The organism is Plantimonas leprariae (genome assembly GCF_008802405.1).
In the GTDB taxonomy this organism is placed as follows: Bacteria; Pseudomonadota; Alphaproteobacteria; order Rhizobiales; family Rhizobiaceae; genus Plantimonas; species Plantimonas leprariae.
Genome location: NZ_VZDO01000001.1, coordinates 234,218 through 258,507 on the forward strand (window position 1 = coordinate 234,218; position 24,290 = coordinate 258,507).

At 69.2% G+C, this 24,290-nt stretch carries 24 protein-coding genes, 1 tRNA gene and 1 pseudogene; 9 read left to right on the top strand and 17 right to left on the bottom strand.

Annotation, left to right across the window (positions count from 1 at the left end; all coding sequences use genetic code 11):
- Positions 1–23: 23 nt before the first annotated feature.
- Together F6X38_RS01050 and F6X38_RS01055 are read right to left on the bottom strand one after the other, a co-directional pair.
- Complete coding sequence (locus tag F6X38_RS01050; protein ID WP_202617908.1) at positions 24–533, bottom strand: A24 family peptidase; 510 nt, start codon at positions 531–533, stop codon at positions 24–26.
- Positions 534–638: 105 nt separating this feature from the next.
- Positions 639–818 (bottom strand): Flp family type IVb pilin, encoded by a 180-nt coding sequence (locus tag F6X38_RS01055; protein ID WP_150967677.1) that lies wholly within the window; start codon positions 816–818, stop codon positions 639–641.
- A gap of 239 nt (positions 819–1,057) precedes the next feature.
- Between F6X38_RS01055 and F6X38_RS01060 the strand changes: the two genes are divergently transcribed.
- From F6X38_RS01060 to F6X38_RS01080, 5 genes are all read left to right on the top strand, one after another.
- Entirely contained in the window at positions 1,058–1,519 is a 462-nt protein-coding gene (locus F6X38_RS01060) for a pilus assembly protein N-terminal domain-containing protein (protein WP_150967678.1), read from the top strand.
- A 68-nt stretch (positions 1,520–1,587) separates the two neighbouring features.
- Positions 1,588–2,781, top strand: a complete 1,194-nt coding sequence (locus tag F6X38_RS01065) for a phosphopentomutase (RefSeq protein ID WP_150967679.1) — start codon at positions 1,588–1,590, stop codon at positions 2,779–2,781.
- Entirely contained in the window at positions 2,778–3,782 is a 1,005-nt protein-coding gene (locus F6X38_RS01070; protein ID WP_425482806.1) for an adenosine deaminase, read from the top strand. The genes F6X38_RS01065 and F6X38_RS01070 overlap by 4 nt, the downstream gene beginning before the upstream one ends.
- A gap of 35 nt (positions 3,783–3,817) precedes the next feature.
- Complete coding sequence (upp, locus tag F6X38_RS01075) at positions 3,818–4,447, top strand: uracil phosphoribosyltransferase (RefSeq protein WP_150967680.1); 630 nt, start codon at positions 3,818–3,820, stop codon at positions 4,445–4,447.
- Positions 4,448–4,583: 136 nt separating this feature from the next.
- Positions 4,584–5,123, top strand: a complete 540-nt coding sequence (locus tag F6X38_RS01080) for a retropepsin-like aspartic protease family protein (RefSeq protein WP_161992576.1) — start codon at positions 4,584–4,586, stop codon at positions 5,121–5,123.
- Here F6X38_RS01080 and deoA read toward each other — a convergent pair.
- The 7 genes from deoA to F6X38_RS01115 are packed head-to-tail and all read right to left on the bottom strand — an operon-like array spanning position 5,107 to position 11,691.
- Entirely contained in the window at positions 5,107–6,432 is a 1,326-nt protein-coding gene (deoA, locus tag F6X38_RS01085; RefSeq protein WP_150967682.1) for a thymidine phosphorylase, read from the bottom strand. The genes F6X38_RS01080 and deoA overlap by 17 nt on opposite strands.
- Positions 6,429–7,232, bottom strand: a complete 804-nt coding sequence (locus F6X38_RS01090; RefSeq protein ID WP_150967683.1) for a purine-nucleoside phosphorylase — start codon at positions 7,230–7,232, stop codon at positions 6,429–6,431. Before F6X38_RS01090 ends, deoA begins: the two co-directional genes overlap by 4 nt.
- The gene (locus F6X38_RS01095) at positions 7,229–7,621 is read right to left on the bottom strand and encodes a cytidine deaminase (protein WP_150967684.1); all 393 of its coding nucleotides are present in this window, start codon (positions 7,619–7,621) and stop codon (positions 7,229–7,231) included. Before F6X38_RS01095 ends, F6X38_RS01090 begins: the two co-directional genes overlap by 4 nt.
- Positions 7,621–8,589: an ABC transporter permease gene (locus tag F6X38_RS01100; protein ID WP_150967685.1), complete on the bottom strand. Its 969-nt coding sequence runs from the start codon at positions 8,587–8,589 to the stop codon at positions 7,621–7,623. The genes F6X38_RS01095 and F6X38_RS01100 overlap by 1 nt, the downstream gene beginning before the upstream one ends.
- Positions 8,589–9,725: an ABC transporter permease gene (locus tag F6X38_RS01105; RefSeq protein WP_150967686.1), complete on the bottom strand. Its 1,137-nt coding sequence runs from the start codon at positions 9,723–9,725 to the stop codon at positions 8,589–8,591. Before F6X38_RS01105 ends, F6X38_RS01100 begins: the two co-directional genes overlap by 1 nt.
- On the bottom strand, positions 9,722–10,162 hold the full coding sequence (locus tag F6X38_RS01110) for a VOC family protein (protein WP_150967687.1): 441 nt from the start codon (positions 10,160–10,162) through the stop codon (positions 9,722–9,724). Before F6X38_RS01110 ends, F6X38_RS01105 begins: the two co-directional genes overlap by 4 nt.
- Positions 10,159–11,691, bottom strand: coding sequence for an ABC transporter ATP-binding protein (locus F6X38_RS01115; RefSeq protein ID WP_150967688.1), 1,533 nt, complete (start codon positions 11,689–11,691; stop codon positions 10,159–10,161). Before F6X38_RS01115 ends, F6X38_RS01110 begins: the two co-directional genes overlap by 4 nt.
- A gap of 115 nt (positions 11,692–11,806) precedes the next feature.
- Between F6X38_RS01115 and F6X38_RS01120 the strand changes: the two genes are divergently transcribed.
- A complete protein-coding gene (locus tag F6X38_RS01120; RefSeq protein ID WP_150967689.1) occupies positions 11,807–12,007 on the top strand; it encodes a SlyX family protein in 201 nt (66 codons plus the stop codon).
- A 57-nt stretch (positions 12,008–12,064) separates the two neighbouring features.
- Here F6X38_RS01120 and F6X38_RS01125 read toward each other — a convergent pair whose 3' ends face one another.
- The 3 genes from F6X38_RS01125 to F6X38_RS01135 all read right to left on the bottom strand — a co-directional run bounded on the left by F6X38_RS01125 (position 12,065) and on the right by F6X38_RS01135 (position 14,223).
- Positions 12,065–13,072, bottom strand: a complete 1,008-nt coding sequence (locus tag F6X38_RS01125) for a BMP family lipoprotein (RefSeq protein WP_150967690.1) — start codon at positions 13,070–13,072, stop codon at positions 12,065–12,067.
- A gap of 159 nt (positions 13,073–13,231) precedes the next feature.
- On the bottom strand, positions 13,232–13,897 hold the full coding sequence (msrA, locus tag F6X38_RS01130; protein WP_150967691.1) for a peptide-methionine (S)-S-oxide reductase MsrA: 666 nt from the start codon (positions 13,895–13,897) through the stop codon (positions 13,232–13,234).
- Between the two features lie 29 nt (positions 13,898–13,926).
- Entirely contained in the window at positions 13,927–14,223 is a 297-nt protein-coding gene (locus F6X38_RS01135) for a hypothetical protein (protein ID WP_150967692.1), read from the bottom strand.
- Between the two features lie 263 nt (positions 14,224–14,486).
- On the opposite strand from F6X38_RS01135, the gene F6X38_RS01140 reads away from it, so the two are divergent.
- The 3 genes and pseudogenes from F6X38_RS01140 to F6X38_RS01150 all read left to right on the top strand — a co-directional run bounded on the left by F6X38_RS01140 (position 14,487) and on the right by F6X38_RS01150 (position 17,668).
- Positions 14,487–14,576: transfer RNA gene (locus tag F6X38_RS01140), tRNA-Ser, on the top strand.
- Positions 14,577–14,828: 252 nt separating this feature from the next.
- Positions 14,829–15,570 (top strand): annotated as a pseudogene (locus F6X38_RS01145) (transposase); the annotation flags it as partial.
- 586 nt (positions 15,571–16,156) lie between these two features.
- A complete protein-coding gene (locus F6X38_RS01150) occupies positions 16,157–17,668 on the top strand; it encodes an amino acid permease (RefSeq protein WP_246191152.1) in 1,512 nt (503 codons plus the stop codon).
- Between the two features lie 40 nt (positions 17,669–17,708).
- On the opposite strand, the gene F6X38_RS01155 is transcribed toward F6X38_RS01150, so the two are convergent.
- The 5 genes from F6X38_RS01155 to F6X38_RS01175 all read right to left on the bottom strand — a co-directional run bounded on the left by F6X38_RS01155 (position 17,709) and on the right by F6X38_RS01175 (position 24,273).
- A complete protein-coding gene (locus F6X38_RS01155; protein ID WP_150967694.1) occupies positions 17,709–18,953 on the bottom strand; it encodes a D-arabinono-1,4-lactone oxidase in 1,245 nt (414 codons plus the stop codon).
- Positions 18,954–18,966: 13 nt separating this feature from the next.
- Positions 18,967–19,734 (bottom strand): SDR family NAD(P)-dependent oxidoreductase, encoded by a 768-nt coding sequence (locus tag F6X38_RS01160; protein ID WP_150967695.1) that lies wholly within the window; start codon positions 19,732–19,734, stop codon positions 18,967–18,969.
- 702 nt (positions 19,735–20,436) lie between these two features.
- Positions 20,437–21,021 (bottom strand): sarcosine oxidase subunit gamma, encoded by a 585-nt coding sequence (locus F6X38_RS01165; RefSeq protein ID WP_246191124.1) that lies wholly within the window; start codon positions 21,019–21,021, stop codon positions 20,437–20,439.
- Positions 21,014–23,992: a sarcosine oxidase subunit alpha family protein gene (locus F6X38_RS01170; protein ID WP_150967696.1), complete on the bottom strand. Its 2,979-nt coding sequence runs from the start codon at positions 23,990–23,992 to the stop codon at positions 21,014–21,016. The genes F6X38_RS01165 and F6X38_RS01170 overlap by 8 nt, the downstream gene beginning before the upstream one ends.
- On the bottom strand, positions 23,989–24,273 hold the full coding sequence (locus F6X38_RS01175; protein ID WP_150967697.1) for a sarcosine oxidase subunit delta: 285 nt from the start codon (positions 24,271–24,273) through the stop codon (positions 23,989–23,991). Before F6X38_RS01175 ends, F6X38_RS01170 begins: the two co-directional genes overlap by 4 nt.
- Between the last annotated feature and the right edge of the window lie 17 nt (positions 24,274–24,290).

Here is a 24,290-nt window from a genome sequence, read left to right on the forward strand (position 1 = left end):
TTTCGGTCAGATTCGCGCGTCGCTCAGATCGCGCCGGCGACCGCGAGATCGATCCAGGCGCTCTGCGAATAGGCCGCGAGTCCTGCGAAGCCCAGCGCGATGCCGTAGGGAATGCCGGTCTTCTCCTCGAGGAGTCGGTCGACGAAGTCGATGGTGGTGACCGGCTGCAGGACGGAGCGGAGCGACAGAAGGCCGAGGGTCAGGGCGCCGCCGAGCAGCGCGCCGAGCAGCAGGTACTGCGTCATGGCCTCGGTCGGGCCGAGCCACAGCGCCGTCGCGGCGACGAGCTTGGCGTCGCCGCCGCCCATCCAGCCGGCCGCGAAGCAGCCGAAGGTGACGAGCAGCGCCGCGAGCCCGACGACGAAATGCAGGCCGATCACCGCCGGCGGCATGCCGGTGGCGAACGCGAGCGCGAGGAAGGAAACGGCAAGGACGATCGGCACGCGGTTGGCGATCGTCATGGTGACGAGATCGGACGCCGCCGCGAAGGCCATCGCGAAGGGGAAGATGATCAGCAACGCGGCTGTGAGCACGATCGTCGTCCTGCGGCTCTGGTTTCGATGCTTGGCACCCTGCCCAACGGCGAAGGCGGATCGCCCATCGACGATCCGCCCGCCAGCTGGCCCAGGCCGCGCCTGTTACGGGGTCGGCGTGGTCGTCAGCGAGGTGTTGATCGCGGTGAAGCGGGTGTTCAGGCCGCTGGTGAGCTTCGGCAGCACGGCGATGAGGCAGACGGCCATGAAGGCCGCGATGAGGCCGTACTCGATGGCGGTCGCGCCGGACTCGTCCTTGGCAAAACGGGCGATGAGGTTGGACATTCAAAACTCCTGGGACGCTGGTTGAGCCTGCCGTCGACTTGTTTCCGCCGATCGGATGAGAGGACATTAGCCGGGCCGAATTGCAGGCCGCTTAAGGAACAGCGTTAAATTGCGCCGAATTCGAAATTTGCCGGACGCGGCGGAACCACGGTATTTCCGACCTGTGCCGAAGGCGCCTTAAGTCTTCGTTCACCAGAACATAGCATCGTGGGACTTCAAGCGTTCCGCCGAGTCCCGCCATGACCTTCAGGTCCCCCGCCCTTTGGGGCGCAATCGCTTTCGCCCTGGCGGCGCACGGGATCGTCAGCCCGGCGGATGCCGGCATGATCTCGGTCGAGGTCGACCATGCACGCGTCCTGAAAGTGCCGCGGCCCGCGGCGACCGTGATCGTCGGCAACCCGGCGATCGCCGACGTCAGCGTGCAGGACGCCAGCACGATGGTGCTGACCGGGCGCTCCTACGGCATCACGAACCTCATCGTCCTCGACGAGGACGGCCGGACGATGGTGGACGAGTCGATCGGCGTGAAGAGCTTCGAGGACGGCACGGTTCGCATCTACCGGCAGGCCGAGCGCGAGACGCTGTCCTGCTCGCCGGTCTGCGAGCCGACGGTCACCATCGGCGACAACGACTTCGCCTTCAGCCGGTCGGCGGGCCAGTTCTCGACGCGCGAAGGCATGGCGTCGGGCGCCGCGAAGTAGCCCTTCGCGTTCCGATCCTCTAGTCTCCCCGCCGGCGGCGCGGCGCGCCGGTTGTCGGGAGGAACGGATTGGCCCGCGCGATCCTGATCGTCATGGACTCCTTCGGCATCGGCGGCGCGCCGGATGCCGACGCTTATGGCGACGCGGGCGCGGACACGTTCGGACATATCCTGGAAGCGGCGGCGAGCGGCCGGGCGGATCGTGCGGACTTGCGCGCGGGTCCGCTCCGGCTGCCGCACCTCGACGCGCTCGGCCTCCATCGCGCCGCGGGCGTCGCCGGGTCGGCCGAGCCCGGCGGGCTCTGGGGTTCGGCGCGGGAAGTGTCGCGCGGCAAGGACACGCCGTCCGGCCATTGGGAGATCGCCGGCGTGCCCGTTTCCTTCGAATGGGGAACCTTCCCCCGCACGGAGCCTTGCTTCCCGGCGGAACTCGTCGCGGCCATCCGCGACGACACGGACATTCCCGGCATCCTCGGCGACCGGCACGCGTCGGGCACGGAGATCATCGCCGAGCTTGGGCAGGAGAGCGTGGCGACGGGCAAGCCCATCTTCTACACCTCCGCCGATTCGGTGATCCAGATCGCCGCGCACGAGACGCATTTCGGCCTCGACCGGCTCTACGCCCTCTGCGAGGCGGCGCGCCGACACGCCGACCCGCTGAACATCGGCCGCGTCATCGCCCGGCCTTTCGTCGGCGAGGACGCGGCGGGTTTCCGCCGCACCGCCAACCGGCGCGACTACTCCGTGCCGCCGCCGGAGGACACGCTGCTCGACCGCGCCGCGGCCGCCGGGCGGCAGACGATCGCGATCGGCAAGATCGGCGACATCTTCGCCCATCGCGGCGTCACGCGGCTTCGCAAGGCCGCCGGCAACATGGCGCTGTTCGAGGCGATGCTGGCGGGCATCGACGAGGCGGCGGACGGCGACCTCGTCTTCGCGAACTTCGTCGATTTCGATATGGAGTTCGGCCACCGCCGTGACGTGCCGGGCTACGCGGCGGCGCTGGAGGCCTTCGATAGCCGCCTGCCGGAACTCATCGGCAAGCTCCAGCCCGGCGATCTCTGCGTGATCACCGCGGACCACGGCTGCGACCCGACCTGGCGCGGTACGGATCACACGCGCGAGGAGGTGCCGGTGCTCGCCTTCGGGCCCGGCATCGCCCCGCGCCCGATCGGCAGCCGCCCGACCTTCGCCGATATCGGCGAGAGCGTCGCCGCGCATCTCGGCCTCGCCCCCGGCCGGCACGGCGCGAGCTTCCTGTGAACGCCGCGCCGATCCCGAAGGCGGAACTGCACTGCCACCTCGAAGGCACGGCGAGCCCGCCGCTGGTGCGGCGGCAGGCGGCGCGCTACGGCGTCGACATCGCCACGCTCCTCGACGGCGATCGCTACCGCTGGCACGACTTCGCGAGCTTCCTGCGCGCCTACGGCGCGGCCAGCGCGCTGTTTCGGACAGAGGAGGACTATGCCGAGCTCGCCGAGACCTACCTGGCCTCGATCGCCGGCAGTGGGGCGATCTACGCCGAGTTCTTCATCTCGCCCGATCACGCCGAGGCCGCCGGGCTCTCGCCCGGCGCCTATGCCGCCGCGGTGGCGGAAGGTATCCGCAGCGCCGAGGCGGAACACGGCATCGTCGCGCGCCTCATCGTCGTCGGCGTCCGGCATCTGGGGGTCGAATCGGTAGAGCGCGCGGCGCGCTTCGCAGCCGGCATGCCGCCGCTCGTCACCGGCTTCGGCCTTGCCGGCGACGAGGGAGCGGGTGATCCTGCCGATTTCGCGCGCGCCTTCGCGATCGCCCGTGACGCGGGCCTCGGCCTCACCGCCCATGCCGGCGAGTTCCGGGGCGCGGATGCCATCCGCCGGACGCTCGACGCGCTGCAGCCGTCGCGCCTCGGGCATGGCGTCCGTGCCGTCGAGGATCCGGACCTCGTCCGGCGCATCGCGGCGGTGGGGATCGTGCTGGAGGTCTGTCCAGGCTCCAACCTCGCGCTCGGCGTCTATCCGAGCCCGGACGCGCATCCCTTGCCCCGGCTGCGGACGAGCGGCTGCCGCGTGACGCTGAACTCGGACGACCCGCCCTTCTTCGGCACGACGCTGGCCGGCGAATACGTGCTGGCGCGGGATGCCATGGACTTCTCGGACGCCGATCTTCTCGCCGCAACCCGCACCGCGATCGAAGCGGCTTTCGTCGACGAGGCGACACGGCGGGACCTGCTTCACCGTCTCGACATCGACGCGCTTGGCTCCGCCTCCGGCCGCGACTAGTGTCCGCCGCGCGAACGAGCCGAGAGGGGCAAGCCATGGACGGCGTCACCGTCATCGATCACCCGCTGGTGCAGCACAAGCTCACCATCATGCGCAAGAAGGAGACCTCGACGGCGAGCTTCCGCCGGCTCCTGCGCGAAATCTCGACCCTCCTTTGCTACGAGGTGACGCGCGATCTCGAACTGACCACGATGCCGATCGAGACGCCGCTCGTCGCGATGGACGCCCCGACGCTGGAGGGCAAGAAGCTCGTCTTCGCCTCGATCCTCCGCGCCGGCAACGGTCTCCTCGAAGGCATGCTCGACCTCGTGCCGGCAGCGCGCGCCGCCCATATCGGCGTCTACCGCGACCACGAGACGCTGGAAGCGGTGGAATACTTCTTCAAGGCGCCGGAGGATCTGGAGAACCGGCTCGTCATCGTGGTCGACCCGATGCTCGCCACCGGCAATTCGGTGATCGCGGCGATGGACCGGCTGAAGAGCCGCGGAGCGAAGAACATCCGCTTCCTTTGCCTCCTCGCCGCGCCGGAAGGCATCAAGCGCTTCCACGAGGTCCATCCGGACGTGCCGGTCTTCACCGCCTCGATCGACAGCCATCTCAACGAGAAGGGCTACATCGTGCCGGGCCTCGGCGACGCGGGCGACCGGCTCTACGGCACGAAATAGCGCGAGGACGGCAAGGGTTCGGCAACCGTCGCGCGTGATCGGGTCCTGTCGCTTCGCGGCTTCTTAACGCTCCCGCATCGACTATTCCCCGCGTGTCCGGCGGGCGGCCCGCCGGCGCTTCCACCGGATGCGCCCCTTGTCGAAGTTCATCATCGTCGCCGTCGCCGCCTCGCTCTTCGCCATCAGCTTTCCGTCCGCCTTCCAGGAATACCAGAAGCGCTTGGCGGCGGAGGGCGGTATCGAGGCGCTGCGCCCGCCGGCGAAGCTGGTGGAAGCTTCCGCCCCGCCCCCTTCGCCGCCGCGCCCCGGCACCGCCAGCCTCGAGGCCGGGCCGGACGGCCATTTCCGCGCCGACGCCAGATTGAACGGCCGCTCGGTGCCGGTGCTGGTGGATACCGGCGCGACCTTCGTCGCGATGAACGAAGCGACCGCCCGGCGGCTCGGCGTCACGCTTGCGCCGTCGGACTTCCGCTACGAGACGGAGACCGCGAACGGCCGCACCACCGTCGCGGTCGCGACGCTCGACCGCGTCCAGGTCGGCAATGTCGAGGTACGCGACGTGGAAGCGGCGGTGACCAAGGGCGACGGGCTGAACACGGTGCTGCTCGGCATGAGCTTTATGAAGAAGCTGAAGCGCTACGAGGTGGCGGACGGGAGGCTCAACCTCGTTCGCTGATCCGCGCGACCACCGCCGGGCGGGTCGGCGGAGCTTCTCCGGCGAGCCGGTAGGCGGCGCGAACCGTCCGCGCCGCGGCTTCGGCCGCTTCCGCCGAGCGGGCATGGACGCGCGCCAGCAGCTCGCCCGCTTCCAGCCTCGTGCCGATCGATGCCAGATCGGTGAGGCCGACCGCGTGGTCGACGGTATCCTCAGGCCGGGTCCGGCCGCCGCCGAGCGCCACGACGGCGAGACCGAGCGCACGGGCGTCGACGCCCACGACGAATCCAGCCTCGTCCGCCTTGACCTCCGCGACGATCGGGGCGCGCGGCAGATGGAAATCCATCCGCTCCACGAAGTCCGCCGGGCCGCCGAGCGCCGCGACCATGCGGGCGAAGACCTCCGCCGCGCGGCCGTCGCTCAAGGCGGCCTCCGCCTTGCGCCGGCCGTCCTGCGCGTCGGCGGCAAGCCGGCCCGAGGCCAGCATCTCGCCGGCGAGGGCCAGCGTCACGTCGAGGAGGCGCGGATCGCGATGCGTGCCGGCAAGGAAGTCGACGGCGTTCCGCACTTCCACCGCGTTGCCGGCGGCGGAGGCCAGCGCCTCGTTCATGTCGGTGATCAGCGCGGTCGTCGGCAGTCCGGCGCCGTTCGCGACCGCGACGAGACTTTCGGCCAGTTCGCGCGCCGCTTCCTCGCTCGCCATGAAGGCGCCGGAGCCGGTCTTCACATCGAGCACGAGGCCTTCGAGCCCGGCCGCGAGCTTCTTCGACAGGATCGAGGCGGTGATGAGCGGGATCGATTCCACCGTCGCCGTCACGTCGCGGACCGCGTAGAAGCGCTTGTCGGCCGGCGCGAGGCGGCCGGTCTGGCCGATGATCGCGCAGCCGACTTGCCCGACGGTGCGGCGGAAGAGTTCGTTGTCCGGCGTCACCGAATAGCCGGGGATCGCCTCCATCTTGTCGAGCGTGCCGCCGGTATGGCCGAGCCCGCGGCCCGAGATCATCGGCACATAGCCGCCGCAGCTTGCCACGATCGGCGCCAGCATCAGCGAGACGTTGTCGCCGACGCCGCCGGTGGAATGTTTGTCGAGGATCGGCCGGTCGAGGCCGCGCCAGTCGAGGACATCGCCCGAATCGCGCATCGCCTCGGTCAGGGCCACCGCCTCCGCCCGCTCCATGCCTCGAAAGAACACCGCCATCGCGAAGGCCGCGACCTGTGCGTCGGTAACGCCGCCGTCCGCGAAGCCGGCGACGACGCGTCCGATCTCGGCCGGCTCCAGCGTGCCGCCGTCGCGTTTGCGGCGGATCGTCTCCTGCGGCAGGAAGGTCATGCGGCAGCCAGGGCCGGCAGGGCGCGCCGGAGGATGCGGGCGAGCACCGCGCCGCCGCGCGGAGCCATCTCCTTCGTCTCGGCGTGGCTGATCCTGTCCGTGCCGATACCGGCCCCGTAGTTGGTGATCACGGAGGCCGCCGCGACGCGGAGCCCGAGGAACCGCGCGAGGATCGTCTCCGGCACGGTCGACATGCCGACCGCGTCCGCGCCGAGCGTCCGCGCCATGCGGATTTCGGCGGGCGTCTCGAAACTCGGGCCCGAGAACCACATGTAGACGCCGCGTCCGAGCGGGACGGCTTCGCCGTCCGCCGCCGCCGCGAGAGCCGCCCGGAAGGCCGGGTCGTAGGCCTCGGTCATGTTGGCGAAGCGCGCGTCGGTCGGCTCGCCGATCAGTGGGTTCATGCCGGAAAAGGCGATGTGGTCCTCGATCAGCATCACCGATCCGGGGGGCAGGTCCTCCCGTAACGATCCGGCCGCATTGGTCAGCACGATCCGATCGATGCCCAGCTCCTTCACCGCTTCGAGGGCGGGACGCATCGCGTCGGCGCGGCCCGCCTCGTAATAGTGGACGCGCCCGGACAGGACGAGCACCTCCGTCTCGCCGATTCGTCCGGTGACGAGCTCGGCCGTGTGGCCGGACACGGCGCTGATCGGAAAACCAGGAACATCGGCATAAGGGATGCGGATCGCAGCCTCGACCGAGTTGGCGAGGTCGCCGAGGCCGGAACCGAGCACCAGCGCGATGCGGGGACGGCGGTCGCCGAGTCTGGCCCGCAGGGTGTCGAGGTCGACGGTCAATCGAAGCCCTCGCTCTCGAAGGCGCGGGGGAGGAGTTCGGCCATGGTCATCGTCAGCTTCACGCCGGTCTCGTCGCAGAGGTGGATCTTCGTCGAGGCGTCGGCGAATTCGGCGATGCGCTGGCGGCAACCGCCGCAGGGGGTGCAAAGAGCCATCCTCTCGGCGATCACCGCGATCTCGGCGATACGCCGGCCGCCGGCCATTACCATGTGGCCGATGGCCGTCGTCTCGGCGCACCAGCCTTCCGGGAAGCTGACGACCTCGATGTTCGCGCCGGCATGGATGCGGCCCTCCGCGTCGCGGATCGCCGCGCCGACCGGAAAGCGCGAATAGGGCGCGTGAGCATGACGCATCGCGCCGCGCGCCGCATCGAACAGATCGTCCGCCATCAACGCTCCTTGACGTAAGGCACGCCGCCGGCCTTCGGCGGGCTTGGCTTGCCGACGAAGCCGGCGAGCAGGATCACCGTCAGGATATAGGGGAGCGCCTGCACCGCCTGCACCGGGATCTGCCCGACGAGCGGCAGCGGCACGCCCTGGATGCGGATCGAGAAGGCGTTGAGGAAGCCGAACAGCAGGCAGGCGAACATCACCGGCACCGGCCGCCAGTTGGCGAAGATCAGGGCGGCGAGCGCGATGTAGCCCTGCCCCGCCGTCATCTCGCGGTTGAAGCTCGCTGCCTGCGCCGTCGACAGATACGCGCCGGCGATGCCGGTCAACAGCCCGCAGATCAGGACGGCGCGGTAGCGCAGCCAGGTCACCGAGATGCCGGCCGTATCGACCGCCGCCGGATTCTCGCCGACAGCGCGGAGGCGGAGGCCGAAGCGGGTGCGGTAGAGCACCCACCACGTCAGCGGGACGGCGAGGAAGGCGACGTAAACGAGGACGTTCTGGCCGGACAGGATGTCCGAATAGATGCGGCCGACGACCGGCACGTCGCGCAGCGCCTCCGCGCCCGGCAGGGTCACGTCGCCGAAGCGGGCCGGGCCGGCGAGGTTCGGCGTGCGTCCCCCCTCCCCGTACCAGTTCTGGCCGAGGATCACCGTCAGGCCCGAGGCCACGAAGTTCAGCGCGACGCCGGAGACGATCTGGTTGCCGCGATAGGTGATCGAGGCGAGGCCGTGGACGAGCGCCAGCACCAGCGCCGCCGCGACACCGCAAAGGAGGCCGAGCGGGGCCGAGCCGAAGGCCGCCGCGCCGACCGCTGCGAAGAAGGCCGACACCAGCATCTTGCCTTCGAGCCCGATGTCGAAGACGCCGGCGCGCTCGGAATAGAGGCCGGCCAGCGCCGCGAGGACCAGCGGCGTCGACAGGCGGATGGCGGAATCCGCGACGTCGACGAGGGCGCCGAACTCCATCAGGCGGTTCCTTCCGCCGGGGCGGCGGGCGCCGGCTTCAGCCGGATCCACTGGAACACGGTGCCGACGCCGGGCCGCAGCATGTTCTCCAGCGCGCCGGCGAAAAGGATCACGAGGCCCTGGATGATGACGATCATGTCGCGCGAGATCGCCGGCATGTCGAAGGCGAGTTCGGCGCCGCCCTGGTAGAGCATGCCGAACAGGATCGCCGCCGGCACGATGCCGAGCGGATGGCCCCGCCCCATCAGCGCCACCGCGATGCCGACGAAGCCGGCCCCGGCCGGGAACTCGATCTGGACGCGGTACTGGTCGCCCATCACGGCGTTCAGCGCCATCAGCCCGGCGAGGCCGCCGGAGATCATCATCGCCGTCACGATGAGGCGTGTCTCGCGCATGCCGGCATAGCGCGCGGCGCTGGGAGAATGGCCGAGGGTGCGGATCTCGTAGCCGAGGCGGGTGCGCCAGATCAGCAGCCAGACCGCGACCGCCGCGACGAGCGCGACGAGAAAGGAGACGTTCAGCGGCGCGCCGCCGAGATCGGACCCGACGAGGTCGAAGAGGCCGGCGAGCTTCGGAAGCTGCGCGCCTTCCGTGAAGGTCAGCGTTTCCGGCGCCATCTGGCCCGGCGCCTTCAAGGGGCCGACGAGCAGGTAGACCATCAGGCTCGCGGCGATGAAGTTGAACATGATCGTGGTGATCACGACGTGGCTGCCGCGCCGCGCCTGCAGGATCGCCGGGATCAATGCCCAGAGCGCGCCGCAGGCGAAGGAGGCGAGGATCGCCAGTGGCAGGTTGAGCCACCAGGGAAAGACGTTCTGCAAGGTCAGCGCGACGGCCGCGACGCCAAGGCCCCCGACATAGGCCTGCCCCTCGCCGCCGATGTTGAACAGGCCGCCGTGGAAGGCGACCGCGACGGCGAGGCCGGTGAAGATGAAGTTCGTCGCGTAGTAGAGGGTGAAGCCGATGCCCTCGCCGTAGCCGAAGGCCCCCTGGATCATCAGCTTGGCCGCCTCGATCGGGCTTTCGCCGACGACCAGCACCACGACACCCGCGACGAGGAAGGCGACCGCGAGGTTAACGAGGGGAATGACGACGTAGTCCACCGCCGGCGGCAGCTTCGCATAGGGACGGCTCAAGCCGCGGGCTCCTTGGTCAGGTCGATCCGGCCGCGCTCGTCGAGCGCGAAGAACGGGTTGTGGGCGAATTCCCAGAGATGGCCGTCCGGGTCGCGGAAATTGCCCGAGAAGCCGCCCCACGAAGCTTTGGCCGGCGGCTTCACCGGGCTCGCGCCCGCCGCGACCGCCCTGTCGTACGCTTCGCTCGTCTCGGCTTCGGAGGCGAAATTCACGGCCAGTCCCGCCGAGCCGGAGCCGGGCGGCAGATCGCCCTCGCCGCCGTCGGCGATCATCTCGGCCCGCTGCCAGAGCGACAGGACCACGCCGTCCCCGATCATGAAGGCGGCCGATTCGACGCTCTGCCGCGCTCGCTCCCAGCCGAGCGCCTCGTAGAACGCCGTCGAGCGCGCGACGTCCTCGACGCCGAGCGTGACGAGGGTGACGCGCGCCGGGGTCATTCCGCCGCCTCGCGGTGCTCGGACACGCCGGCCATCAGGAGGCCGAGTTCGCCTTCGTCCGTGCCCGGTCCGCGCTCGCCGACGATGCGGCCGGCGAACATCACCAGGATGCGGTCGGACAGCGCGCGGATCTCGTCGAGCTCGACGGAAACGAGCAGCACGGCGCGGCCCTCGTCGCGCATCGCGACGATGCGGCGGTGGATGAACTCGATCGCGCCGACATCGACACCGCGCGTCGGCTGGCCGACGAGCAGCACGGAGGGGCCGCGCTCCATCTCGCGCGCCAGGACCAGCTTCTGCTGGTTGCCGCCGGAGAAGTTCGCGGTCTTCAGCCGATTGTTCGGCGGGCGGACGTCGAAGGCCTCCATCCGCTCCTGCGCCTCCTGCCGCATGGCGGCGAGGTCGAGAAAACCGGCCTTCGAGAAGCGCGGATCGCGCTGGTAGCCGAGCACGGCGTTCTCGCAGGCTTCGAACGGCAGGACGAGGCCCATATGATGCCGATCCTCCGGCACGTGGGCGAGGCCGCGGCGGCGCAGTTCCGCCGGGTCGCGCGAGGCGACGGGATCGAGCGCCCGGCCGTCCAGCTCGATCGTGCCGGCCTCGGCGCGGCGGATGCCGCCGAGCGCTTCGAGAAGCTCCGACTGGCCGTTGCCGGCGACCCCGGCGATGCCGACGATCTCGCCGGCCCGCACCTCGAACGACACGTCGTCGACCATGCGCACGCCGCGCGCGTCGCGGACGGACAGGCCCCGAACGCCGAGCTTGACCGCGCCCGGCGCGGCCGGCCGCTTCTCGACGGTGAGCAGCACTCGCCGCCCGACCATCAGTTCCGCCAGTTCCCCGACCGAGACGTCGGCAGTTGGCCGCGTCGCGACGATCTCGCCGCGCCGCATCACCGAAACCGTGTCGGTGATCGCCTTGATCTCGCGCAGCTTGTGGGTGATCAGGATCACCGTCTTCCCCTGGTCGCGCAGTTCCCGCAGCACGGCGAAGAGCTGGTCGGCTTCGGCCGGCGTCAGTACGCCCGTCGGCTCGTCGAGGATCAGGATTTCAGCGCCGCGATAGAGGGCCTTCAGGATCTCGACCCGCTGCTGCAGGCCGACCGCGAGCTCGCCCACCACCGCGTCCGGATCGACGTCGAGCCCGTGCTCGCGCTCCAGCCGCTTCAGCTCGGCGCGCACCTTGCCGATGCCGGTGCGGAGCAGCGGCGACTGCTCGGCGCCGAGCATGACGTTCTCGACCACGGTGAAGTTCTCGACCAGCATGAAGTGCTGGTGGACCATGCCGATGCCGGCGGCGATGGCGGCGTCCGTGTCGGCGATGGCGACGGACTTGCCGTCCACGCGGATCTCGCCGCGATCGGCTTGGTAGAAGCCGTAGATGATCGACATCAGCGTCGACTTGCCGGCACCGTTCTCGCCGACGATGCCGTGGATCGTGCCCTTCTCGACGGCGAGGTTGATGTCGCGGTTGGCGTGCACCGCGCCGAAGCTCTTGTCGATGCCGATCAGCTCGATCGCCGCAGCCATTCGTCCGTCCGCGCCTGTCCTTAGCCGCCGGAACCTACCGAGGCGGCCCGGCGATTGCCAGAGGCAATCGAAGCGGCCAAAAGCGGCAAGGCATTGATCCACCGGGGAAGACGCAATGAGCGACGAGCGCATCCGCCATCTGGAGGAGACGATCGCGCATCAGAGCATCGCGATCGAAGACCTGTCGGAAGAAGTGCGCCGGCAGGGTCTCCTGATCGACGAACTGCAGCGCTCGATCCGCCTCCTCGCCGAGCGGTTCGCCTCGGTCGAGGCCGCCCTCCCCGCGCCGGAAATCACCAAGCCGCCGCACTATTGAAACGCAACCGGCGCCCAGAGGGCGCCGGCCGTCGTTCCCGCTTCGATCGTCAACCGATCAGTACGGGCACTTGTCGTCCGAGTTGTAGTTGTGGACCTGGACCTTGCCGGCGATGATGTCGGCCTTGGCCTGCTCCACCGCATTCGCCATTTCGGGCGTGATGAGGTCCTTGTTGTTGTCGTCCACCGCGTAGCCGACGCCGTCCTCCTTGAGGCCGAGCGTCTGGTTGCCGGCCGACCAATTGCCCTTCGCGACGTCGTCGAAGGCCTTGTAGACCGCGACGTCGACGCGCTTCAGCATCGAGGTCAGGACATGGCCGGGATGCAGCATGTTCTGGTTGGAATCGACTCCTATGCCGTACTTGCCGGCGTCGTTGGCTGCCTGGAGGACGCCGATGCCGGTGCCGCCGGCCGCATGGTAGATCACGTCCGCGCCCTGGCTGATCTGCGACTTCGCCAGTTCGCCGCCGCGCACCGGGTCGTTCCAGGCCGCGCCCGTGGTGCCGGTCATGTTCTCGAACACCTGCACGTCGGCCTTCGCCGCCTTCGCGCCGCCCTTGTAGCCGCAAGAGAAATTGCGGATCAGCGGGATGTCCATGCCGCCGACGAAGCCGACCTTGTTGGTCTGCGACTTCATCGCCGCCAGCATGCCGACGAGGTAGGAGCCCTGCTCCTCGCTGAACAGGACCGAGCGGACGTTCGGCAGGTCGACCACCGAATCGATGATCACGAACTTGGTGTCGGGGAACTCCTTCGCGACCTTCTCGACGGCGCTCGCCGCCGAGAAGCTCATCGCGAGGATCGGCGAGGAGCCGTTGCGGGCGAAGCGGCGGAGCGCCTGCTCGCGCTGCGAGTCGTTCTGGATCTCGAACTCGCGATAGCTCTTGCCCGTATCCTTCTTCCACTTCTCCGCGCCGTTGTAGCCGGCTTCGTTGAAGGATTTGTCGAACTTGCCGCCGAGGTCGTAGATGATCGCGGGCTCGGCGTCGGCCGCACGGGCGGCGGGCAGCGCGGCGCAGAGGGCGATCGCGCTCGCCGCCAAAGTCGCAAGAACAGTTTTCTTCATCGCCTCGTCGGACCTCGTTGGTCGGTTGGTGGCTCGCGGGACGGCAGTCCCGGCGGATCGTTCCGGCGGGCGATAGGAAACCGCCCCGCCATGCGAGGGACACTGGCATGGCGGGGCGGCGATTTCACCTGAAATCTCGGCGGCGGGTTAATCCGCCGGTCAATGCGCCGCGTGGAGCCCGACCGGACAGGAAACGCCCGTGCCGCCGAGGCCGCAGTAGCCGTTCGGGTTCTTGGCGAGATACTGCTGGTGGTAGTCCTCGGCGTAGTAGAAGGTCGGGGCGTCGAGGATTTCCGTGGTGATCGTGCCGCGATGCCCGGCCTCCGCCAGCGCCCGCTGATAGGCGGCTTTGCCTTCTTCCGCCACGCGCCGCTGCTCGGGGCTCGCGACATAGATGCCGGAGCGGTACTGCGTGCCGACGTCGTTGCCCTGCCGCATCCCTTGCGTCGGGTCGTGGCTTTCGAAGAACAGCTTCACCAGCGTGGCGAAGTCGACCACGGCCGGATCGAAGGCGACGAGCACCACCTCGTTGTGGCCCGTGCCGCCGGTGCAGACCTCCTGATAGGTCGGGTTCGGCGTCGATCCCGCCGCGTAGCCGACCGCCGTCACGAAAACGCCCGGCACCTTCCAGAAGGCGCGCTCGGCGCCCCAGAAGCAGCCGAGGCCGAACAGCGCGGTCTCGGTGCCCTCCGGGAACGGGCCCTTCAGCGGATTGCCGTTGACGAAATGCCTGTCGGCCGTCGGCAGGGGCTCGGTGCGGCCGGGCAGCGCCTCGCCGGGCGCCGGCATCCGGGTCTTCTTCGAGAACATGTCGAGGATATACATTCGCGGTCTCCCTCAATCAGAACGGGGCGTCAGCGGACGAGCCGGCCGTGGCGGCGATGCGGCGGGCGCCCGACGAAGAGAAGCACGAACGCCGCCAGGCCGAAGGTGATCGAGGCCGGCCAGTTCGCGACCGTGGCGACGAGGTCGACCGCGTTCGCCGACATGCCGTCGCCGGGCCCGAGCGGCAGGCCGACGGCGGCGAAGGCTTCGCCGATCGAGCCGAGCCGCGTCGCGCCGTCGGCGAGCGAGCGAGCGATGTCCCCAACGGCGAAGACGAGGGCGAGCGCCAGAAGGATGCCGCCGACGAGGTTGAGAATGAAGCGCATCGCTGGGCCGGAAGAAGGACTGATGGCAAGACCGCAGGACGAACGACCGCCCGCGCATCCGCACTCATAGATGGTCATGTGCGCGTCGAACAGCAACCGCGCCCCGATCGCTTCGACGGCTGCGGACCTCGCGCGCATCCGGTGCGATTTCGCGGCTTGAACGGGATGGCGATCTGGCTATAAGTCCGCGCCGACCGTCACGGTGCCGCTTCCCGCGGCGCGTGAGCGTTCCTGCCGGGCTGCTTCGGAGCCGCGACGGGCGCGGAGAGGTGGCCGAGTGGTCGAAGGCGCACGCCTGGAAAGTGTGTATACGGGGAACCGTATCGCGGGTTCGAATCCCGCTCTCTCCGCCATCGACCAGCCAATCAGTTGTGTCGTAAGCGTTTTCAGGCATTTGTTGGTCGCAATCCGCACCCTGATACAGCATTTTGTCCCAGCAGGGTTCGCTGATGCCGCGACTATACCGACCCGTACGGCGAGGTAAGGTTTTCTATTTCCGAGCTGTGACCTTGCCCCCTGAAATGCCCTCGATCTGAAGCTAGGGTCCGTCGACAGGAAAGACGGATGATGAAGAGGAGCAGGTTCAGCGATTGTAGGCGAGACGCGTGGCTCGCCGGAAGCAGATCATCGGGATTTTGAAGCAGCAGGCGGTTGGACTGCCGGTGGCCGAGATCTGTCGCAAGCACGGCATCAGCGACGCGACGTTCTACACGTGGCGTTCGCGCTACGGCGGCATGGAGGTGTCGGACGCACGGCGTCTGAAGGCGCTCGACGAGGAGAACCGCAAGCTCAGGAAGTTTCTGGCCGAGGCGATGCTTGACGTGGCGACGTTGCGGGAAGCGCTGGGGAAAAAACTTCTGACGCTTAGGCCGCACGGAGAACGGCCGTGAGCTGGGCGATCGAGAAGAAGGGTGACTGTCAGCGGCGTGCCTGCGCGCCGATAGGCATGGAGCCGAAGACGTATCGCTGCGCCGCAACGCGGAGCGACGATGCGCCGGTGCGAGCGCGCCTGCGCAGCCTCGCCGGCGAGCGTCGTCGGTTCGGCTACCGGCGGCTTCTGATCATGCTGCGCCGGGAAGGGGCTGCGCCTCGACCACAAGACGCTGTTCCGCCTCTACCGGGAGGAGCGGCTGTCGGTGCGCCGGCGCGGTGGGCGCAGCCAAGCACTCGGCACCCGAGTTCCTGCCGCGGTACCGCAGGAGCCCAATCAGTGCTGGAGACTGGGCTTCGTCTCGGACACGCCGGAAGACGGCCGGCGTTCCGCATCCTGGTTGTAGTCGACGACCGCACGCCGAGTGCCTGGCGCTGGTGGTCGACACCTCGCTGTCCGGCCGGATGGCACGGCGGCCGGTGCGCATCCGTCCCGCATGGCGATCGATGAAGCCGACCACCGGAAAGGGATGTTCCGATCACGCATCATGCCGGCGAAACCTGTTCAGGAGTTGCGGTTTGGGTCATGCGCGCGTCGGGGTTTGTCTTGATTGCCGTTCCGCTTCGTTCATCTGCAGGCAGCTTGATTGGACGAGGAAACTCGACGCCGTCACCGAGACCTTCGAGCGGCCCGAAACTCGACCCGGCGATCTGCAGTCAGATCATGGTCGACGTTGGGAGATGTGTCTCACCCTTCTCGTAGCTGCCGGAGGCCGCCAGGGTCGATCGGACGATCCTTTGCGCCTCCTCCCCGCCGCGTCGGTGCGAACTCGCCAAAGGCACCCTTCGGCCAGCACGTGTCGGAAACACATCGGCAGGTCTTGAGCATAAACAACGAAATCGTTCAGATTGTCGCGCGAAGCCCGTTCGGGAAGTCGTGCGCCCAACCCCGATTCGAACCCCGGCCCTGTCGCCGCACGTGGAGACGTTGATGACCACCGCTCCCATTCCCAACGCCGGCAGCGCGCCGGCCGGCTACACCGACGACAAGAAGCACGCCGACATGCAGGTCCTGCATTCGATGGGCTACGCGCAGGAGCTCGAGCGGCGGATGAGCCGCTTCTCGAACTTCGCGATCTCGTTCTCGATCATCTGCATCCTGTCCGGCGGCATCAACTCGCTGGCGCAGGCGACCGCCGGTGCCGGCGGCGCCGCGATCGGCATCGGCTGGCCGCTCGGCTGCCTCGTCTCCGCCGTGTTCGCGATCGCCATGGCGCAGATCGCCTCCGCCTACCCGACGGCGGGCGGCCTCTACCATTGGGGCTCGATCCTCGGGAACCGCTTCGTCGGCTGGCTGACCGCCTGGTTCAACCTGCTCGGCCTCGTCACCGTGCTCGGCGCCATCAACGTCGGCACCTACTACTTCTTCTTCGGCGCCTTCGGCCCGATGCTCGGCATGGAGGACACGATCACCGTGCGCGTCCTGTTCCTCGCCGCGATCACCGCGCTCCAGGCCGTGATCAACCATGTCGGCATCGGCCTGACGGCCAAGCTCACCGACTTCTCCGGCACGCTGATCCTCGTCGCTTCGGTGGCGCTGACGCTCGCCTGCCTCGCCTTCGCGCCGTCCTGGGACGTCGCCCGCCTGTTCACGTTCCACAACTATTCCGGCGCGGCCGGCGGCAACGTCTGGCCGGAGGTCTCCACCGGCTGGGCCTTCCTGCTCGGCCTGCTCCTGCCGATCTACACGATCACCGGCTACGACGCCTCCGCCCACACTTCGGAGGAAACGCGCGACGCCGCGACGTCCGTGCCGAAAGGCATGGTCTCGGCAGTGCTCTGGTCCAGCATCGCCGGCTACGTCGTGCTGTGCGCCTTCGTCCTGATGATCCCGAACATGGACGCGGCGGCGGCGCAGGGCTGGAACGTCTTCTTCTGGGCGATGGACGCGCAGGTGCCGCCGGTGATCCGCAACGTGCTCTACGCGGCGATCTTCGTGTCGCAGTTCCTGTGCGGCCTCGCGACCGTCACCTCCGTGTCGCGCATGATCTTCGCCTTCTCGCGCGACGGCGGCCTGCCGGCCTCGAAGGCGCTCGCCAGGGTGAACCCACGTTTCCGCACCCCCGTCGCGGCGATTTGGACGGGCTCCGCCCTCTGCGTGCTGTTCGTCTGGGGCACCTCGCTCGTCTCGTTCGGCGAAGCGTCCGCCTACGCGATCGTCGTGTCCTGCACGGTGATCTTCCTGTTCTTTTCCTTCGCCATCCCGATCACCGTCGGCCTGTTCGCCTACGGCACGCGGAAATGGCCGACCATGGGTCCCTGGAACATCGGGCGCGCCGCCTTCTCGCTCGTCGCGGTGCTCTCGATCGCGGCGATGGTGCTGATCTTCGCTCTCGGCGTCCAGCCGCCGAACGGCAACGCGCTCTACATCACGCTCGGCTTCCTGGTGATCGCCGCGCTCGTCTGGTTCCTGTTCGAGCGCCGCCGCTTTCGCGGCCCGCCGATCGGCGACGAGATCCAGCGCCGCCAGGCCGCCATCCGCGCGGCCGAGTCCGCGGTCGGCGAAACCGCCTGACGCCCGGAAAACGACGCGGGCGCGGACGCGACGCCTCGCTCTAACCGAGCAGCATCCGGACGTGGTCGTTGAGGAATCGGCCCTTGGGGTCGAGCTCGCGACGCAACTGGCGGAAGTCGTCCGCGCGCGGGTAGAGTTGCGTCACGTCCTCTGTGTCCAGGAAATGCATCTTGCCCCAGTGGGGGCGCGAGCCGTAGCGCCGGAGGATCTGGTCCACGTCCTTGAGGAAGGCCCAATAGTCGATCCCGGGACCGCCCGAGACCGACAAGGTGATCGAGTCCTGATGGTGGAACGGGCTCATCCAGGCCGGGTCGCCGGCCGTGAAGCGGTACTCGATCGGATAGATGCAGTTCGTGTGCCTGGTGAGCATCAGTTCGCGCACGGCTCGGACCGTTGCCTTGCCGTGCTCGACCGGAACCGCGTATTCGAGCTCAACGAAGTTCGGAACGTATTCGATCGGATAGACGTCGGACGAGTAGGCGATCTTCTCGAACTCGGCCTCCATCGGCGCTGCGTCCGTGATGTCCATCACCTTCATCTCGCAGACGTCCGATTGCGCCGCGGTGCTCGACCAGGGCGAGGCGGAGGTGTCGGCGAGGCAGTAGAGGTGGCGGCTTTCCGGCACCGGGCACCAGAAGAAGCCGAAATGGCGGTGCTCGGCCGCCAGTTCGTCGTGCCGCTCCATGCAGGTCTCGAAGCTGTCCCGCCAGAGCCGCTCGTGGAGGTTGTAGCTGTCCATGACGTTCAGCGTCATCGTCGAGATGATGCCGAGCGAGCCGACCGAGACCTGCGCCGCGTGCAGGAGGTCCGTGTCGGACCCGTCGATCTCAAGCACGTCGCCGTCGGCCTTGACGATGCGCATCCCGGCGATCGACGAGGCGAGGTTGCCGAGCTTCGCACCCGTCCCGTGCGTGCCGGTGGTGAAGGCGCCCGCGACGGCCTGGCTGTCGATGTCGCCCTGGTTGACGAGGGACAGGCTGTGTTCCTTCAGGGATCGGCCGACCTCGTTGATGCGCGTGCCGCCGGCCACCGTGATCTGCTTGCGCTGATGGTCGATCGTCTGGACGCCGCGGAGATCGGCGAGCGACAGGAGCGCGCCGCTGGTGCCGACGACCGGCGTGAACGAGTGGCCCGAACCCGCGACGCGGACGTTCAGGTCACGTCGGTCAGCCTCGCGGACGAGCTCGCGAAGCTCCTCTTCCGTTGCGGGTGCCGCCTTGAACTGCGAGACGCAGTACTGGTTGCCGACCCAGTTGCGCCAGACGCCTCCCTTCTCGAAACCCATGTGCCCGCTCCCTTCAGACGGCGGTGAAGCAGTTGTCGACGAAGAGCTGCGCGCCGCTGACGAAGCTCGCGTCGTCGCTGGCGAGGTAGAGCGCCGCCTTCGCAACCTCGTCGGGCCGGCACATACGGCCTTGGCTCACGGCGATCGCGGCGTCCGAAACATCGACGCCGTACCGGGACAGTTCCTCGACCTCCCTTCGGCCGTGCGGCGTCTGGATGAAGCCGGGGCAGACGGCGTTGCAGCGGACGTTCCGGTCGCGGAACTCGACGGCGATCGCGCGGGCGAACATGTGGCAGGCGCCCTTCGTGGTGTCGTAGAGCACTTCCATCGGTGTCGCGGCGACGGCCGAGATCGAGGACGTGCAGACGATCGCGCCGCCGCCCGCTTCGATCATCTGCGGCAGCACGGCGCGCGTCATGAGGAACATCGAGCGCACGTTGATCGCCATCAGGCGATCCCATTCCTCGAGCGTCGTATCGAGAAACGGCTTCACCACGATCGTGCCAGCATGATTGAACAGCACCGTGACCGGACCGAGAGCCGCCGACACGGCGGCGACCGCCGCGCCGACCTGAGCCTCGTCCGACACGTCGGCCGGCGCGAACACCGCCCGGTGGCCGGCCTCGCGCAGCCGGGCGGCGAGCGCCTCGCCATCGCTCCGGGGCAGATCGACGATGCCGACCGCCGCGCCTTCCCGGGCGAAGAGTTCGGACGCGGCGAGGCCGCATCCCCCGGCCCCGCCGCTGATCAAGGCGACCTTGCCTTCCAATCGGCCTTGCATCGCAAATCTCCCGATCTTGCCAAAGCGCTTCCCCGCGCGATGCCGGAGAATGAGGCCGAAGACGCGCGACCCAGCTTCACGATTTTGGCGCTCGTCTTTCCGATCTGTTGCAGCGCCGATGATCCTCCCGGTGATCGGCGACGGCGCGAAACGACCTTAGGATGCTGGTGAGGACCAAGCCATAGAAATGCGAAGGCCCCCCGCCAAAGCGGCATGCTGGCAACTGTTGAAATCGGAAGGAGCGAGCCCCGCGACCGATCGGCGGGAAACGCGTGGGATCACCGACCGCCTTCGAGACGGGAGCGTGCCGGCGCTCGCCAACGACTTCTGCGTGCCGCTCGGAGGCCTCCCTGCAGCTTCGCCAGATGCGGACGGCACAACCGGACCGGGTGAGGCGGCGTCACCGCGATGGTGCGCAGCCGCGATGCGCCGGGGAGCCGCGGGCCGCCTGCGTTGCCAGTGCCGGACATCTCGAACCATTCGGTCGGCGCCGCGCTGGCGCCGGCCGAGACGACGCGCCTCGACGAACCGGCGTTGCAACGGTCCTGCGGCAGCGTCGACCCCAGCGACCGGCCGATTCCGAGCCGCTCGACACGGTCTATTTCCAGAAAACGCGTTTCGTCGGCCCGCTCGGCCGAGCCATCTCGCTGCGCGGCGTCGGTTTCGGTTCGAAGCGAGCGGCTGACCGCGCGAGGACCGTTCTCAGCCGAACTCCTCGGCGCTCGCCACCAGCCAATGCGCGAAGCTCGCGGCAAAGGAGCGGAACACCGCGACGTCGTAGGTCGGCGCTTCGTCGACCTGCCAGAGGACAATCCCGACATGCGACGCGAGGGTCACCGCCGCATCGCCCGGAGCGAAGGCGGCGGGATGGAGGTCGATCGGCACGCCCTTGGCGAGCGTGTCCCGGACGTTCGGCCCCGACAGTCGCAGCACGCCGTAGCCCGACGACTGGTCGCAGACCGAGCCGCGCCCCTCGACCGCGCGGGCGAGGTCGCGCGCGAAGCGCCAGCCGCCGTCCTCGCACACAGCGAGCCAAGTGTCGGGACCGGTGCCGACGAAGGCCAGCGACCCGGCGCGCGACACCTTCGGCCCGGATTGCAGATCGACGCCATGGGCGGTCCGCAACGCCTCGGCCAAATCCGCAGTCCGGTCCTTTCGAGCCGTGAGCGTCGCGATGCCGAGGCCGACGCGTTCCGTCATCGCGACGTTCGCCGCGCGCTTGCGCGCGTGGGGCGGATGGAGAACCGCGGCGAAGGCCGAAACGCCTCGAAGGTCTGGGTCAGGCATGAACGCGCGCTCCTTCCGGATCCACAAAGACGGGCGAGCAGATCTCGATCTCGACGTCCGAGCGGCGGAGCAGGTCGACGGCGCGCAGGCGCTCGCCGGCGCGCTCCATGCCACCTCGGAGAAGCCCGAGGCCGACCCAATGGCCGAGGGTCGGCGAGAAGGCCACCGAGGTGACATAGCCGAGATCGTTCGCCGTGGTCGCCTCGGCCCCGAGGTCGAGGAAATGCGCCCCGCCCGACAGCCTCGCCGTCCGGTCCACCGGCTTGAAGCCGACGAAGCGGATGCGCTTCGGATCGAGCAACCCTTCGCGCTGGCTCAGCGTCCGGCCGACGAAATCCTTCTTCGTCGACATCATCCGCCCGAGGCCGAGGTCGGCGGCCGTGGTGGTGCCGTTCAGCTCGTTGCCGGCGACGTGCCCTTTCTCGATGCGCAGCACTCCGAGCGCTTCCGTGCCGTATGGAACGACGCCGAACGGCCGGCCGGCCTCCATCAGCCGTTCCGCGAGGGCTTCGCCGTAGTTCGCCGGCACGGCGATCTCGTAGGCGAGCTCGCCCGAGAACGAGATCCGGAACAGCCGCGCCAGGACGCCCGCCCATTCGAACTCGGCCACGCCCATGAACGGGAAGGCCGCGTTGGACAGGTCGATCGCCTCGCCGAGCATCGCTTGGAGCAGGCGACGCGCGTTCGGCCCGGCGACCGAATACTGCACCCAGGCTTCCGTGACCGATGCGAGTTGCACGTCCAGCGACGGGCAGAGAACCTGCGCGACGAAGTTCAGGTGCTTCATGACGCGCGCGGCGTTGGCCGTCGTAGCGGACAGGACGAAGTGATCGGGTGCGAGCCGCGCCACCGTTCCGTCGTCCATCACGAAGCCGTCCTCGCGCAGCATCGCGCCGTAGCGGGCCTTGCCGACGGGAAGCTGCGCGAAGGCGTTGACGTAGGCCCGGTTGAGGAGTTCGGCCGCGCCTTCCCCCTGCAGGTCGATCTTGCCGAGGGTCGAGACGTCGCAGATACCGACACTCTCGCGCACCCCCTTCGCCTCGCGCGAGACGGTCTGGAGCCAGTCGGTCTCGCCGGGCGCCGCGAACCACTGGGCCCGCAGCCATTGGCCGGCTTCGACGAAGGTCGCGCCCTGCCGTTCCGCCCATGCCTGACCCGCGGTCAGCCGCGTCGGCTTGAAATGGCGGCCACGCGAATGGCCGGCGAAGGCCGCGATCGCGACCGGCACGTGCGGCGGGCGGGAAACGGTGGTGCCGACGTCGGTCATTGTCTTGCCGACGAGGCCCGCCATCATCGCGTGGCCGTTGGCGTTCGACAGCTTGCCCTGGTCGGTCGCCATGCCGAGCGTCGTGTAGCGCTTCAGGAGCTCGACCGAGCGGAAGCCCTCGCGGTGGGCGAGCACGACGTCGGAGGCGGTGACGTCGTTCTGGAAGTCGACGAAGGCCTTGCCCCGGCCCTCGACGTGCCACAGCGGCGCGATCCCGAAGGGACGGTCCTCGGGGCTCGCCGGCGCGCGGCCGGACGAGCCGGCAGCGCCGCAGTCGGCCGCCGCCTCGGTTCCGGCTTCGAAACCCTGGCGGAGCGCCGCACCGAGACCGAAGGCGCCGGCGGCAGCGCCCGCGACCCGCATCCGGGCCGGCGGATCGCCGGGCACGAAGGCGGCGATGGCTTCGGACCAGATCGGCTTGGCGCCACGGTGCGTCGTCAGCGCCAGCGTCGGGTTGAAACCACCCGACATCGCGAGGAGGTCTGCTACCACGCGGTGCTCGCGGCCCTCGCCGTCCACCATCGAGACCTGCTCGAGCGTTCGCCCGCCATGCGTGGCCACGATCCGCCCGCCGGGCAGGAGGCGCGCGCCGAGGCGCCGGGCGCGTTCCGCGAGGTCGCCGCGCACGTCCCGTCGCGCGTCCACGACCGCTTCGACCTCGGCGCCGGCGCCGGCGAGGTCGAAGGCCGTGCGCCAGCCGTCGTCGTTGTTGGTGAAAACCACCACGCGCCGTCCCGGGAGGACGCCGAAGCGGTGCAGGTAGCTGCGCACGGCCGCCGCCAGCATCACGCCCGGCCGGTCGTTGCCCGAGAACACCAGCGGCCGCTCCATCGCCCCGGCGGCAAGCACGGTGCGCCGCGCCACGATCTGCCAGAGGCGCTGGCGCGGCTGACCGGGGGGCGGCACCGGCAGATGGTCGGCCACTTTCTCCAGCGCGCCGAACGTGTCGCCGTCGTAGGACCCGAACGCCACGGTGCGCGGCATGAGGGTGACGTTGTCGAGGGAAGCCAGCTCGGCGAGCGCGGCCTTCGCCCATTCGGCTGCCGGCATGCTGTCGACCTCGTTCTCCGTCTCGCAGAGGAGGCGGCCGCCGAGCGCGTGATCCTCCTCGCACAGGATCACGCGGGCACCGGCTCGCCCCGCTGCGAGCGCCGCCGACAGACCGGCGGCGCCGGAGCCGATGACGAGCAGGTCGCAGAAGGCGAACGCCTTCTCGTAGCTGTCGGGATCCTCGAGGCCGCTGACGCGCCCGAGTCCCGCGGCGCGGCGGATCGCCGGCTCGTAGACTTTCTCCCAGAAGACCGACGGCCACTTGAACGTCTTGTAGTAGAAGCCGGCGACGAAGAGCGGCGAGAACAGCCCGTTGACCGCGCCGACGTCGCGTTCGAGGCTCGGCCAGCGGTTCTGGCTCCGCGCCGCGAGCCCGTCGTAGAGTTCGACGGTCGTCGCCTTGGTGTTCGGCTCGCGCCGCGCGCCGTCGCGCAGTTCCACGAGCGCGTTCGGCTCTTCCGGGCCGGCGGTCACGACGCCGCGCGGCCGGTGGTACTTGAAGGACCGGCCGACGAGCTTGACGCCGTTGGCGAGGAGCGCCGAAGCCAGCGTGTCGCCGGCATGGCCCTGCATGCGGCGGCCGTCGAACTCGAAGCCGAGGCGGCGGGCCCGGTCGATCTGCCCGCCCGTGGCGAGACGATGGGATTGGCTCATCGCGCGCGCTCCCCGGCGAAGGCGACCGAGAAGACCTCGTGCGTGCGCGTGTCCCGCTCGACGCGCAGCCAGGAACGGCAGCCGCCTTCGTGGTACCAGAGACCGACGTGGCGCCCGGCCGGGTTGAGGCGGAAGTAGACGCGCGTCGCCTCGCGCGCGGGATCGGCGACGGCCGCTTCCGGCGTCGCGTCGGCAAGACCGCTGCCGGCGGTCTCGGCGTCGCCGAGGAAGGAGAATTCACGCAGGTCCCGCGACCCGCAGTAAGGGCAGTCGATGCGCATGGGGCGGCGTCCGGACG